Annotated in this window: 18 protein-coding genes; 5 read left to right on the top strand and 13 right to left on the bottom strand. The window is 48.5% G+C overall.

Annotation, left to right across the window (positions count from 1 at the left end):
* Positions 1 to 608: 608 nt before the first annotated feature.
* The 8 genes from P0G09_RS07695 to P0G09_RS07660 all read right to left on the bottom strand — a co-directional run bounded on the left by P0G09_RS07695 (position 609) and on the right by P0G09_RS07660 (position 6,208).
* Positions 609 to 1,835, bottom strand: a complete 1,227-nt coding sequence (locus tag P0G09_RS07695; protein ID WP_217211426.1) for a tyrosine-type recombinase/integrase — start codon at positions 1,833 to 1,835, stop codon at positions 609 to 611.
* 186 nt (positions 1,836 to 2,021) lie between these two features.
* On the bottom strand, positions 2,022 to 2,240 hold the full coding sequence (locus P0G09_RS07690; protein ID WP_117949737.1) for a DUF6462 family protein: 219 nt from the start codon (positions 2,238 to 2,240) through the stop codon (positions 2,022 to 2,024).
* A 65-nt stretch (positions 2,241 to 2,305) separates the two neighbouring features.
* The gene (locus P0G09_RS07685) at positions 2,306 to 2,665 is read right to left on the bottom strand and encodes a type II toxin-antitoxin system PemK/MazF family toxin (protein ID WP_055190238.1); all 360 of its coding nucleotides are present in this window, start codon (positions 2,663 to 2,665) and stop codon (positions 2,306 to 2,308) included.
* Between the two features lie 103 nt (positions 2,666 to 2,768).
* Positions 2,769 to 3,539, bottom strand: a complete 771-nt coding sequence (locus tag P0G09_RS07680; RefSeq protein WP_055190039.1) for a DUF6551 family protein — start codon at positions 3,537 to 3,539, stop codon at positions 2,769 to 2,771.
* Positions 3,532 to 4,560 carry a hypothetical protein gene (locus tag P0G09_RS07675; protein WP_275252358.1) on the bottom strand — a complete coding sequence of 343 codons (1,029 nt, stop codon included), beginning with the start codon at positions 4,558 to 4,560 and terminating at the stop codon, positions 3,532 to 3,534. The genes P0G09_RS07680 and P0G09_RS07675 overlap by 8 nt, the downstream gene beginning before the upstream one ends.
* On the bottom strand, positions 4,538 to 4,783 hold the full coding sequence (locus tag P0G09_RS07670) for a hypothetical protein (protein WP_117949741.1): 246 nt from the start codon (positions 4,781 to 4,783) through the stop codon (positions 4,538 to 4,540). Before P0G09_RS07670 ends, P0G09_RS07675 begins: the two co-directional genes overlap by 23 nt.
* Before the next feature lie 555 nt (positions 4,784 to 5,338).
* The gene (locus tag P0G09_RS07665) at positions 5,339 to 5,644 is read right to left on the bottom strand and encodes a helix-turn-helix transcriptional regulator (RefSeq protein WP_097839468.1); all 306 of its coding nucleotides are present in this window, start codon (positions 5,642 to 5,644) and stop codon (positions 5,339 to 5,341) included.
* A 243-nt stretch (positions 5,645 to 5,887) separates the two neighbouring features.
* Positions 5,888 to 6,208, bottom strand: coding sequence for a helix-turn-helix transcriptional regulator (locus P0G09_RS07660; RefSeq protein WP_097839467.1), 321 nt, complete (start codon positions 6,206 to 6,208; stop codon positions 5,888 to 5,890).
* 221 nt (positions 6,209 to 6,429) lie between these two features.
* Between P0G09_RS07660 and P0G09_RS07655 the strand changes: the two genes are divergently transcribed.
* On the top strand, positions 6,430 to 6,765 hold the full coding sequence (locus P0G09_RS07655; RefSeq protein ID WP_275252357.1) for a hypothetical protein: 336 nt from the start codon (positions 6,430 to 6,432) through the stop codon (positions 6,763 to 6,765).
* A 251-nt stretch (positions 6,766 to 7,016) separates the two neighbouring features.
* Here the strand turns inward: P0G09_RS07655 and P0G09_RS07650 are convergent, their stop codons facing one another.
* The 5 genes from P0G09_RS07650 to P0G09_RS07630 form a co-directional block, all read right to left on the bottom strand.
* Positions 7,017 to 7,514 (bottom strand): hypothetical protein, encoded by a 498-nt coding sequence (locus P0G09_RS07650; protein WP_275252356.1) that lies wholly within the window; start codon positions 7,512 to 7,514, stop codon positions 7,017 to 7,019.
* Positions 7,495 to 9,000 (bottom strand): DNA methylase, encoded by a 1,506-nt coding sequence (locus P0G09_RS07645; protein ID WP_275252355.1) that lies wholly within the window; start codon positions 8,998 to 9,000, stop codon positions 7,495 to 7,497. Before P0G09_RS07645 ends, P0G09_RS07650 begins: the two co-directional genes overlap by 20 nt.
* Before the next feature lie 19 nt (positions 9,001 to 9,019).
* On the bottom strand, positions 9,020 to 9,307 hold the full coding sequence (locus tag P0G09_RS07640) for a hypothetical protein (RefSeq protein WP_275252354.1): 288 nt from the start codon (positions 9,305 to 9,307) through the stop codon (positions 9,020 to 9,022).
* Positions 9,308 to 9,471: 164 nt separating this feature from the next.
* Positions 9,472 to 9,642: a type I restriction enzyme endonuclease domain-containing protein gene (locus tag P0G09_RS07635; protein WP_242965721.1), complete on the bottom strand. Its 171-nt coding sequence runs from the start codon at positions 9,640 to 9,642 to the stop codon at positions 9,472 to 9,474.
* A 143-nt stretch (positions 9,643 to 9,785) separates the two neighbouring features.
* The gene (locus P0G09_RS07630; RefSeq protein WP_097839462.1) at positions 9,786 to 9,992 is read right to left on the bottom strand and encodes a DUF6219 family protein; all 207 of its coding nucleotides are present in this window, start codon (positions 9,990 to 9,992) and stop codon (positions 9,786 to 9,788) included.
* A 276-nt stretch (positions 9,993 to 10,268) separates the two neighbouring features.
* Here P0G09_RS07630 and P0G09_RS07625 point away from each other — a divergent pair, with 276 nt between their 5' ends.
* From P0G09_RS07625 to P0G09_RS07610, 4 genes are all read left to right on the top strand, one after another.
* A complete protein-coding gene (locus P0G09_RS07625) occupies positions 10,269 to 11,048 on the top strand; it encodes a DUF134 domain-containing protein (RefSeq protein ID WP_275252352.1) in 780 nt (259 codons plus the stop codon).
* The gene (locus P0G09_RS07620; RefSeq protein WP_275252350.1) at positions 10,960 to 11,706 is read left to right on the top strand and encodes a Crp/Fnr family transcriptional regulator; all 747 of its coding nucleotides are present in this window, start codon (positions 10,960 to 10,962) and stop codon (positions 11,704 to 11,706) included. Before P0G09_RS07625 ends, P0G09_RS07620 begins: the two co-directional genes overlap by 89 nt.
* Positions 11,707 to 11,785: 79 nt before the next feature.
* Positions 11,786 to 12,328, top strand: a complete 543-nt coding sequence (rbr, locus tag P0G09_RS07615) for a rubrerythrin (RefSeq protein ID WP_112146309.1) — start codon at positions 11,786 to 11,788, stop codon at positions 12,326 to 12,328.
* A 21-nt stretch (positions 12,329 to 12,349) separates the two neighbouring features.
* Positions 12,350 to 12,724: a desulfoferrodoxin family protein gene (locus P0G09_RS07610; RefSeq protein WP_128117814.1), complete on the top strand. Its 375-nt coding sequence runs from the start codon at positions 12,350 to 12,352 to the stop codon at positions 12,722 to 12,724.
* Positions 12,725 to 12,880 lie beyond the last annotated feature (156 nt).

The raw sequence follows: 12,880 nt of genomic DNA, 5'->3' as shown, positions 1-12,880 counted from the left end.
CTTGCTTACGCAAGACCGTTCGGTCGCTTAAAAGCCCCACTGGGGCTTTCATTGCTCCGCTTCGCTGCGCAAACGCGAACAACGCTCTTTTTGCTCTGCACAAAATCATACATCGTTTGGCGTAAAATTGGCGTATGGTGTAGTTTTTACTGGAAATTCATCAAAAGAAAAAGCCTGAAACTTCTCGGTACATCAAGAAGTTTCAGGCTTTGTTTCGTTTAAATTGGAGCTTGTCGAGGCAAGGCCCCTCCATCTTGCTGGCGCAAGACCGCTCGGCCGCTTAAAAGCCCCACTGGGGCTTTCATTTCTGCGCAAACGCGGAATTTACTGCTCAATCGGCTTCATCGTGGGGATGTGGCAAGAACTGGCTCTGTTATCGTCCGTCAGACTCCAACAACGTCCACGAAGTAAACCCTCTTTTCAATGAACCCTCCAACAAGCTCCAACAGCGTCCACGAAAGTTGTGTACAGTTTTGGTCACAGCCCTTTTTTGACGGAGCCTGACGGAAACCGCGATAACCGCTGTTGTTCTCTGTTAATCCATTATAAACGAGATGTGCTTCTTTGTCCAGCAGAGAGGAACATTTCTGTTATTTTGAATCTATGCCTTACCGCACAAGCAATGCGCTTTGCAGAGAGGTCATGGATTCTTTCTTTTTCTCTTGGGTTGCTTCTGCGTATACATCCATTGTGGTGGAAATATCCGCATGACCCATGATTTCCTGAATGACCTTCAGGTTGGTTTCGTTCTCGCAGAAGCGAGTGCAGAATGTGTGCCGCAGGATATGGCAGCTAAACTTTGGCAGAAGAACCGGGTCACGATTTTCTTCCTTCGCCTTGGATTCTTCTTCCTTATTATAGTCTGCACAAATCGAGCGGATAGTGCGGTTGATGGCATTGGGGAGATAAACCTTTCCATCGCCAGTGCAGAAAACAAAGCCGGAGTACCCATCAATTTCATCGGTGCAGAAACCAATGACCTTTTGATACTGGTATTCTTCCAGAAAGGCATCGAACACTTCATCAATCATTGGAATAATGCGGATGCCAGCTTTCGTTTTGGGCGAGTTTACATGGTTGGTGCAAGTGCCATCTTCCTGCACACGATAAACAAGATTGTGGTTGATGCTGATCGTGCGGTTCTTGAAATCAACATCCTGCCACCGCAGACCTAACACCTCGCCAATGCGACAGCCAGTACCAAGCATTACGGTAAACAACGGGAACCATCCGCGATACTCTTCGCTATTGGCGATGTAATTGGTAAACGCACGCTGTTCGGCAACAGTCAGAGCATGACGCTTTGTCTTTTCCCAGCAGTGGCTCTTCTTAATTTCAGCCATAACGCCCTCCGTGGGATTCAAGCGCAGCAGTCCATCGCGGACAGCCATTGTAAAGGTTGGATGCAAAAGTGTATGTACGATTTCCATACTGTTGGGCTTGAATCCTTTTTCTAAAATCAGTGAGTAATAGAATTTCTTAATATCGCTGTACTTGATTTTGCTGATACGAAGTTTTCCAAAACCATCCCGAACATAATGGTTATACATATATTTATAGTTTGTCATGGTGGACTGCTTCAGATCATACTTTTGAGAAATGTATTCGTCAAACAGTTCGTTCAGCGTGATACGCTCGGCACGATCAGGGTCAAGGCCATCCTCGATTGCTCTGCGGATTTTTACTTCCTTTTTTCTAAGTTCGCTCAACTCCTTTGCATAGACCGATCTGTGTTCGCCACGGAGCGTAGTGTAGCGGAACACATAACGGCCATCCTTTCGCTGCGATTCACCCTTCTTCAGGGAGTAACCACGAGAATCTTTTCTTGTTGCCATTCTTCTCACCTCGTAAAATTCGATTTAAGGAGAACAGTCATATCCTGATGACGGTCTATGTAGTACGTTACGTCCGTCCTGCTCTAAGGATACACAAGTTGCTCCTGTCCTGCAACGATGCCGCAAAAGTAATTTTATTGAGTGGTTCTCCAATATGTAATACTCCGAAGAACGGAGTATGCTGTTTCACATTCTAAAGGTATCCAAATATTCTTCAAAGATTTCCAGATTCACAAGGACAACGCGCCGGATTTTGTAAATCGCACCGGCTTCTTTAGCAAGTTCCTCAAATGTATGCAGTCCCATTGAGTACAGCTCGGCACCTTCTTGATAGCGGACGAATTTTTTCTTGCCAGCCTTTACCATAGGCTCCAGCTCTCTGACTTCGGTTCGTGCAAATGCCATATATCTACCTCTTTTCAGTTTCTGTTCTTTTCATCTCCAATTCGTACTTATCGAAAGCGGCTATCCTATTTGTTTATTCCAAGACTTTTCAGAAGAGCTTCCTCAATTTGCTTCATTTCCCATTCGCTTGTCAGCCCCATGAAATTGTTGATACGTTCTTTATCTATCGTGAAAATCTGTTCCAACAGCACGACAGATGGTCGGCTGAAAGCGGGGTTTTTGTCAATAAGAACGTGCGTTGGCTGATTAGGCTTTTTGGAAATACGTGAGGTCACAGCAGCTACAATTACAGTCGGAGCGAACTTGTTTCCAACATCATTTTGAATAATGATGACAGGACGCTTTCCACCTTGCTCTGAGCCGTAATGTGGATCAAGGTCAGCAAAATAAATCTCGCCACGTCGAAAGCCAAAATTCTTAGTCACATAAACGATAGCGGTCAACCCCCTTTTCGCTATGTAGGCAAAGACCGTTCTCCCGGACGGTCTTTGCAGTGAGAAAGGAAAACTGCCATGAGCATGAAGCGTTTTACTGTTTAATGGGAAGGCTCTTGGTACGGCTGGAGCCGTTGTAGGCTTTCAGTATCTGATGCATATACTTTTGATAGTTCGGTCCGCTCATGGCCTGACCGCTGCGATAGATTGTCACGGGGCTTGTACGCTTGAGCTGACGAATTAACCGCACCGGGTCGTATTCGTGATCGTACAGAGCGATGAAACGGACAACGCCTTGCAGTACCTCGGATCGAAGCGAATCAATGTCGCCTTCCCATGCTTCGGCCAGAACACGGAGAGCCTCCGTATAAATGCGTTCGCCATGCTGCCGATACTCACCAAAGGCCGTAGCGATGCAAGCGATTTTCCATTTTGCATGGCTCTGATTGAAGCTCAGGCCAAATCCAGCACGCTGGGTAGCACTCTGAAATGCGATGGCTTCCGGGTCGCCGCCATGAATTTTGGCGCGCAGCTTTGCACCTGCCGTAAGCGGTGCCGAGATACCCGTCTGCTGTGCAAACAGCAGGGCTTCTTCCTGTTCGGTCAAGCCAGAGTACACCTTGCAGACGATGTTGAGATCAGAATTGTTGTTCAGCAGCTTGCGGGCAGCGATGGTGTGCTGACCATCAAAGACATAGTAGTGACCGTCACGATAACTGACCTTGGGTGCGTTGGCAATGCGCTCGTCAAATTCAGCAGCGATGCGCTTGACGCGGCTGGCGTTGAGATGCCGCTGGTAGTAGCTACGAGGAACTTCCAGAAACTTACTGTTGATGACCATTTCGTGATGAACGAGTTTAATCATAGGCAAATTCTCCTTCCAGTTTAACGATATACTCTTTTGCTTTCTGCAAAAGTTCAACGACCTTTTGACGAATGTTCGGATTTTTAAGGAACTCTGGATAATGTTCAAAGCAGACGTCCAGACGATAGATCATTGCATCCGCTGCCGATTCCACCTCACTGAGCATTCCTTCTGCATCGGCCACCTGCTCAACGGATTCCATCTTATTGGACAAGACACGGATGGTTTGCAGTTCGGTCAATGCTTTTTGAGGTTTAGGCGGCTCCGCTATGACAGCAGGTATCGTTTCTACACTGCATGATAGTCCTTCCACAGCATCGGGCTGTTTCTTTTTCACTTTTTTCTTTTTTGTTGTGGATGAAGATTTATTGGTGAACTTCTTTGGTTCCTTTGGCATACAGATTTTCTCGACAAGTGCAGAGCGTTCTTCAGGAGGGGTTCGGGCAAGCGACATAATGTCTTTGGCCGTGCCTTTTACTGTACCTGACAGAATTTTCTGACGGCTTCCGGGTGAGATTTTCTCCGCTTCGTCTACGCAGTTTGCAAACTTTTCAGCACGAATGACCGTAATTCTGTTGACCCCATTTTCTTTTGCAATTCGATCACATGTTTTTTCTCCGCTGATCAAGTTATCATTATGATAACTTGATTTTGCATCTGCACTTTTGCGATCACCGCCATGGGCGACTTTTTCGGCTTCATACTGCTTTCCTAATAGATAATTTTTCTGTTCCGGCGAGAGGTTGCGCCGCCCAAGCTGGTTTTTACAAATCCAGATGATTACTTCAAAGCGATCTGCAAATTCCTTCTCATGGACGGTATACGGAATGTCAGGATGCTTCTGGAGAATAGCGTATCGGTTATGACCGTCAACAATCAGCCTATTCCAGACGATGATAGGATTGATAACCTTGCCATCATTGACGATGTTTTTCTCAAGTTGTTCCAGCTCCTCAAAAGTGAGTGGTGGAATCTTGCCCTGAAACTCCGGGTCAACTTTAAGCGCAGTCAATTTCATCATCGAACCGTCCTTTCTTAAAATAAGTGGCTTTAGGGCTGGTAGGCTGAATGTAATAGTCATAGCCAAAATTGGTCTGGCAGTAGGTGCAAGGTTCTCTGGTGAGCTGATAGGGGTCTGCACGGCGGACGCGGATACCGCGCGCATTGCGGAATGCATTCAGGCAGCGGGGGCAGAGGGTGGTCAGGGTCGATTCATCTGGCTTGCGAGAAAAATTACGGCTCATAATCATTACCTCCGTATCGTTGGTGTGAATATTCGGTATGTAAAAAGCCCACCGCCTTGATTCAAAAGAATCCCGGTGGTGGGCTTTGAAGTTTTGCTTTAAGTTTTCCAACCTATTTGTCCTCGACCCCCGTTGGATTTGGAATGCACCTCGGTAAGTGGGGACTTGCACCCACACTCCACATTGGCTTCTTCAGCCACCCCGTCTTCGTTATGACCGGGCCGCGAGTTACGGAAGTTTCATTATTTTGTCCGAGGGAATGATATTCAGTTTTCAAGGTACGCTTTACAGCTCCGGGCTTCTCCCCGCCTGGGGTGTTGCCCTTGCTGTGACCATAGTGTACCTGAAAGCTGAATGCTTTTTTAGGACGTAATAGGTCCGCTTTTCCACTCTAAAACCGGACCTATCACGTCCGGTTTCGTGCAAAACCATGCGTATTTACGTCTCGTTTTGCTTTGCAATTTTCAAAAATGCGATTTTGTTTTTTTCAAAGAAAAAAGCCCTTCCAGATAGCAGCTCATTTGAGCCGACTATCCAGAAGGGCAGTCATTGTAATTATAAATCGTCCGCAACAGCATCTAAGCTACGCGCGATACGATGCAATTTTGTACAGATTTTCTTCCTTAACAGTTCTTCTTCCTCAGAGGGGGACTGTCCAACAATCAAGTAGTCCAGCGTGGTACGAAAAGTCTCCTTGAGCTCAGCAAAAAGATCAATCGACGGTGCTTCTTCCCCTCGTTCAATTCGACGGAGGTGGCGGTCACTGATATTCAGTTTGATTGCCAACTCTTCCTGCGTCATTCCATTGACCTTGCGCAGGTACTGGATACGTTTGCCGGCGGCGTAAGAATCAAAGTACATAAGCCGGCCCTCCGACCACAGAGTAGCGCAGCCAATCGCCACACCACAGGGCCGGAGAACAAGCAGACATTCGGCGGCGGCATACTTGACCGCCGGGACTAGATTTGTACTCGATCAATTTCTTTTTCATGATTCTTCGTCCTTTCTTTGTCGATAATGGCAAGGCGGGCGGAGTATGAAAGACGTACAGAACATCCTTCATAATAGTAAAAGAGCCGAAACTCTATTGCTATCCATGTAAAATCAGGGAATTGTATTCAGCAAATTCAAAAAAGCTTCCTGCTGGTCAGGGCGCAACACCGACCAGCGATCAATAACCTGCATCTGCTGGGGCGTAAGCACCACCGGAGTAGACTTACTTCCCTCTGCCTTTGCAAAAAACTCGGAAAGTGTGATCTGAAAGGCATCGCAGATTTTTACCAGCGAAGGAATGGATGGGATCGTATCTTCATTATACCATGTGGAAATGGTGGTCGATTTCATCTCTGCATGAACTGCTAAATCGTAAAGCGACCATTTACGCTCTTCACGGTAGGCGGTTATGGTATTCAGAATGTTGTCCACCGCCACTCCTCACTTTCGTACAGTAAACTTTTCGCCTATTATACCGTACTACGCAGAAAATTATAATCTTTTTCTCCGTATAAAAAGTACGAAGTTTAGGAGCGGCGATAGCATTGACTCACCGTCCACATATAGCGTTTAAGAAGTGAAAGAGTATTGCCATTTCGAGGCAGAAAGAATATACTTATAGCTAAATTCCAATACTAAATGGAGGGACTATTATGGCTAGACCAAAAGGAAGCAAGAATGCAGTGCGTACTAAGAAAGCAAATATTGACTATGCGGCTATTGTTGCTGAAAAGACTGCAGCCAAGGAACAAATTGAAACCGAGATCGCCGCACTGTCTGATAACATCAGCGTACTGAAAGAACAGATGAAAAGCAAAAAATCCGCTTTGAAGGTTGCAGCAAAGGAACTTTCTAACGCAGAGGCAAAAAAGGTTGCTGCCGAAAAAAAGGCCGCAGAAGAATCCAAAAAGGCTGAAGCAGAATCCGTATTGAAAAAGCTGCTTGCCAGCGGTATGTCCGCCGATGAAATTGTTGCCAAGCTCCAGTAAACTTTTATGAGAGCCAGCAAGCGAAGCTGTCCGAACTGCGGACGTAAAATGAAGCAGCAGTTCATTGGCCTGTTCCATTGCAAATGCGGCATAAGCTGGCGGCGTGATATAGGATTCTTTGAACGCACTCCAGACATGGTGTTCTCACTGGAATGCAAAAAAGTCGGAAATAAAGTCAAGCAGTTACAGACGATACATCATAAGTAAGCAAGACCACCAGCCGTTTTTTCGACTGGTGGCCTTTTTTGTGCTTAATCCTCTGTAATGCCGAGATATTGGTCAATCTCCATGATGCTTTCCCCACTGATCTCAACCAAATCCTCAAAGGGCACCACGGTGTCTCCCACCTGCAAGGTGCGGAACACCGGGTCGATGCGGTCTACCTTGCCAGTCAGGGTGATGTAGTTGCCCACTGCGGGAATCTCCGGGTGGGTGGTATCCTCTTTGAAATACCTCACTGTGATGGTCATGCCCTTGGTGACCTGCATCAGCCGATCGGACAGAGCCGACATTTCTTCCTCGGTCAAAATGCGCTTGGTCACCCGCTCGGTGCGCTGCTTTTCTGCGGCAAGCTGCTCATCATAACCACGCAAGGCTGCAAAGGGAGAGAAAATCTTTGCCCGGTTCTGCAAGGTCATGCGGGGATGCTTGCGAAGGGATTCTTCGGTCTGGGGGCGTTCCATCTCTATGATGTCCCCATACTTTTGGGCAGTCTCTTGTCCGATCTTGCTATTTTTGTAGTTTTCCATCCGAACCTCCCGCGCTGTGCCCGCCGATCTGCGCGTTGCGCTGGCGCATGGTGGCACCTTCCTCGTAGCTGCTGGCTTTCAGTACGGCGTTTTTGCCGTACTTGTTCTTGATGCCCAACATGGCTTGCTGGAGTTTTTTCTCCTTTTCCAGCTTCTTTGTGTCCGTGAAAAAGTCCACCTGATAGATGCCCTCGTCCGGGGTGACCTTGTTGGCGTTGAGGGTGATGCGCCGCACCGTCAGCGCAGGGTTAGTAATGCGCTCAAACAGCTTTGCGCTTTCGTTGATGATGGTGCTGCCTAGATTGGTAGGAGCGTCGAACCGGACGGTGCCGTGTGCCGCTTTGGGGATGATTCTGCCGTAGCGGTCGGTCTGGGTCAGACCACGGTAGCCGCCCTTGTCCACGTTCTCACGGTCGTAGCCCACCTCCAAGGTGATGGATTCCGCCACCAGCTTCTTTTCCGTGAGCCAGAACATCAGAATCTCCGCCATCTCCCGGACAATGAGTTTTGCTTTATCATACGGGTAAGGAGTGGATAGCACCTGCCCCTCGCTGATGCTGTTGGTGCTGGGCTTGTAGCTTTTGATCTGCTCCATGCCGCAGGGTTCGTAGCCCCATGCGTGGTCGATGAGAATTTCTGCATCCACGCCGAAAATCTCATACAGACGATCTTCTCCATGGATGGAGAACCGTGCCAAGTCCCCCATGGTGTAGATGCCATGAGCTTCCAGCCGCTTGACGGTTCCGGGACCGGTCATCCAGAAATCCGTCAGGGGTCTGTGGTTCCACAGCAGATACCGATAGGACTGCTCATCCAGTTCCGCAATGCGGACACCATCTTTGTCTGCCGGGATGTGCTTTGCCACAATGTCCATGGCCAGCTTTGCAAGGTAGAGGTTAGTGCCGATGCCTGCCGTTGCGGTGATGCCGGTGTTGTACAGCACCTCCCGCACCATGGTCATGGCAAGTTCATGGGCGCTCATGTGATAATAAGGCAGATAGCCCGTCACATCAATGAAAACCTCGTCGATGGAGTAGGGGTAAATGTCTGCCGGGGACACATATTTGAGGTAGGCCTTGTAGATCTGGGTGGACACATCCAGATACCGCTGCATCCGGGGCGGTGCAACAATGTAACTCAACCCCAGTGCAGGGTCTGCGTTCAGGGCGTTGGCATCGAAAGAGGTGCTGGCAAAGTGATATTTGCCGTCCTCTCCCCGGACTGCCTTTTTCTGCCGGATGGCGGTCTGCAGCCGCTGGGCATTGACCTCCCGGACACGCTGGACGGCTTCAAACAGCCGCGCTCTGCCGGGTATCTTGTAGGCTTTCAGGGAGGGCGATACCGCAAGGCAGATGGTCTTTTCGGTGCGGGAGGCGTCTGCCACCACCAGATTGGTGGTCAGGGGGTCGAGATGACGGTCTACGCACTCCACCGAGGCATAGAAACTTTTCAGGTCGATTGCCAGATAGGTGTACTGCGTTGCCATGATTCAGCCCTCCTTTGTGTTATTTGGATTCCACCTCCACGAACCATCTTCCAAACCGGGATGGAAATCGTGGGTCGCTGCGTTCAAAGAACAAATGCTTTTCTTGACCTTTTACCATTACAGTATAGCAATCGCCGGGTAGATCGGCAATGGTATTTGCAGGGCGAAAATCTCGTACCTGTTCGATGGGATAAGTTCGCCCATCACCCCATGTAATTTGTCGGGGCTGCATATAACCTGTTGCATCAAAATCAGAAGTCACTTTCACATAGACCTTTTCCGTTTTGCGACGGCCGTTTCGATTCATTCTTCACAGCTCCTTTGCAAAGTCCACAACTATTTATCTTATTATAATAAATCTTTACGCTGTTTTCAAGAGAAAGCACAACAATTGTTAGCGATGCAAAAAAAATACAGCTATATTTCAGTGTGAAGCCTGAATATAGCTGTATTTTTTTCTTTATGGATGATTTAATTGTTCTCCTCAAAGTTCTCGACCTGCTCCATGACCTTTTTGAAAACTTCGGGGCTGTACTGTGGAGGATAGCCGTTTTTTACAAGGCAGATCTTGATCTCCAGCTTCAACTGATTGCGGACGTTCTGATTGTTCAGCCAGTCAGCAAACGAAGATTTGGTGTCGATAATCTCTTTGACCTTTTGCGCCAGAGCCTTGCACTTGTCGTTGATGACAGCACACCGTCAACCTCTTTATCGGTTCCGTATTCAAAATCATACTAGTCCCGCAGGGCAAGGAGAATAAAGATAAAGAAAGGAATTTTTTTTGTTTAACTATTCTCACTATTATTTGATTTAGTGATTTTTTTCTTCTTTGGAGAAACCAGTTTGTGACCGGAATAAATGGACATGCCCATACAAATCAATGAAGAATAGGCAAAGTATTTATGCGCAGTCATAGATTTTTTGATTCCAGAATAAATGCATCCCAACATACAGAAAAGTGCGCCTAAGGCCCAGTATTTATGTGATTTCATGATTTGATGCCTCCTTTGATTTAACTGATTCAATTATAACGTTTTTTTACGAAAATGCAAGCATTACCGGGAACGCTTTCATGTGGATGCTGTGACTGCCGCTACGGTCATGATCGGTGGGCATTACGAACAAGGCTCACATGTAGCATTCGACTCCGAATATCAGCCGGCACACATATGAGGACGGAAAATGTAGCAGCTTTTGAAAAAAATTGCTTTTTTCTGCTCAAAGTGCTACAATCGGAATATACCGAATACAAAGGGAGGAAAGCTCCCATGCCAAGACCGCCACGGTGCCGTCAAATTTGTGGCGTACCACAGGTCGATACATTCTGTCCCAACGGGTGCGAGAATACCGAGCCGATCCTGCTGACGCTGGACGAATACGAGGTCATTCGGCTGGTTGACTTGGAGCAGCAAACCCACGAGCAGTGTGCCGCTCAAATGGACATTTCCCGCTCTACCGCGCAGGAGATTTACGAAAGCGCACGGAGCAAGATCGCAGCGTATCTTGTCCACGGGAAACCGCTGCACATCACCGGGGGAAACTACCGCATCTGCGGAGGACAGGAGGCAGCTCACTGCGGCCGTTGCTGCCGGATGCAGAGAGCCAACATGAAAAAATCAGGCAAAACTTGCAAAGGAGATTCCATTATGAAAATTGCAGTTGCCTATGAAAACGGTCAAATCTTTCAGCACTTCGGTCACACCGAGCAGTTCAAGCTTTATGAAGCTGTGGACGGCAAAATCACTCATGCGAAAGTCGTTGACACCAACGGCAGTGGTCACGGCGCACTGGCAGGCTTCCTAATGCAGCACGGTGTGGACACTTTGGTTTGCGGAGGCATCGGCGGCGGTGCGCAGGCAGCACTCGCCGAAGCGGGCATCAAGCTCTACGGCGGTGTCAGCGGGGACGCTGACGCGGCGGTGAGCGCATTGCTCAACGGAAATCTGGGCTACGATCCCAATGTTCACTGTGACCACCATGACCATGAGCACGGCGAGGCTGGTCACTCCTGCGGTGACCACGGCTGCGGCAAGCATAGCTGCCATTGATATGGAACGCACACTGACACAACTTCCGTTCTGGTCATCCTTGACCGAACGCGAAATGGACACACTACGCCGAAGTGCCTTTGTCCGTCATTATAAAAAGGGTGCGTTCGTTCACAGCAGCGACAATGAATGTCTCGGAATGCTGTTTATTCTTTCCGGCGAGATCCGCACCTATCTTCTCTCTGATGAGGGGCGGGAGGTAACGCTGTTCCGCCTGTATCCGGGCGAACTATGCGTGCTTTCCGCCTCCTGCGTGATCAGTCAGATCACCTTTGATACGCAAATGACTGCCGGAATGGATACGGACGTTCTGATTATCCCTGCAAATGTCATTGCTGCACTCAAGGAGAAAAATCTCCATGTCCGCTGTTTTCTCTATGAACTGGCAACGAAACGGTTTTCTGATGTGATGTGGGCGATGCAGCAGATCATGTTCAAGGGGCTGGATCAGCGGCTGGCAGAATTTCTCTTTGCCGAAGCGGAACGTACCGGCTCCGACACGATACGTATGACCCATGAGCAGATCGCCCAGCACATCAGCTCGGCACGGGAGGCAGTGGCACGGATGCTCAAAAGCTTCTCGGAGGACGGACTGGTGGAGCTGAAGCGTGGTGCAATCACGCTGCGGGATAAGAACAGATTAAATCGTCTAAAATAAAAAGGAATGTGACTTCGTCACGGAATAAAATCATAGATTTGCTACAATAAAAGCAGAAAAGCAGGAAGGAGTATCCACCATGAGAGAAACGAAATACGCAGGAACTCAAACCGAAAAAAACCTGATGGCTGCCTTTGCCGGTGAGTCCGAGGCACGCAACAAGTACACCTATTTTGCATCCAAGGCCAAGAAGGAAGGTTTTGAGCAGATCGCGGCACTGTTCCTCAAAACCGCTGATAATGAGAAGGAACACGCCAAGCTGTGGTTCAAAGAACTGAACGGTATTGGCGACACCGCAGAAAACCTTCTCTCCGCCGCTGAGGGTGAGAACTACGAGTGGACGGATATGTACGATGGCTTTGCCAAAACTGCCGATGAGGAAGGCTTTCATGAGCTGGCCCAGCGTTTCCGCCTGGTAGCCGCCATTGAAAAGCACCATGAGGAGCGCTACCGTGCCCTGTTGCACAATGTGGAGATGGCAGAGGTCTTTGCCAAGAGTGAGGTCAAGGTATGGGAGTGCCGCAACTGCGGTCACATTGTGATCGGTGAGAAAGCTCCGGAGGTTTGCCCTGCTTGCAATCATCCCCAGAGCTATTTTGAAATTCACGCAGAAAACTATTAAAGAAAGAAAAGGAGAATTATCATGGATCAGAAGTTTTACATTTGCAAGCATTGTGGCAACATCATTGCCAAAGTTAAGGACGTAGGCGTCCCTGTCGTCTGCTGCGGCGAGCCGATGAGCGAGATCGTTCCCGGCACCACCGACGCCGCCGTGGAGAAGCACGTTCCTGTCTGGACGGTGGAAAACGGCATCGTCCATGTCAAGGTCGGCTCCGTAGAGCACCCCATGCTGCCGGAGCACTACATCGAATGGGTATCTCTCCAGACCAAGCAGGGCAATCAGCGTAAGGAACTGCATCCCGGCGAAAAGCCGGAAGTCTGCTTCGCTCTCTGCGAGGGCGATGAGGTCGAGGCGGTCTACGCCTACTGCAACCTCCACAGTCTGTGGAAAGCGTAATTCACCTTCTTAAAATCCGGTGCTCAAAAAGCACCGGATTTTTTTTATCAATGTAACCTCGTCACAGAAAAGGACTTTGTCCTGCGGTATGATAAAGCCACAATCAAGAAAGAGCTGGCGAACATGAAAATCAATCTCAATCCCGATCAGGAGATT

This window comes from Faecalibacterium sp. DFI.5.82 (assembly GCF_029076575.1).
GTDB lineage: Bacteria > Bacillota > Clostridia > Oscillospirales > Ruminococcaceae > Faecalibacterium > Faecalibacterium duncaniae.
The sequence above is the reverse complement of the archived record's forward strand: the minus strand, read 5'-3'. Positions and strand labels throughout refer to the sequence as shown.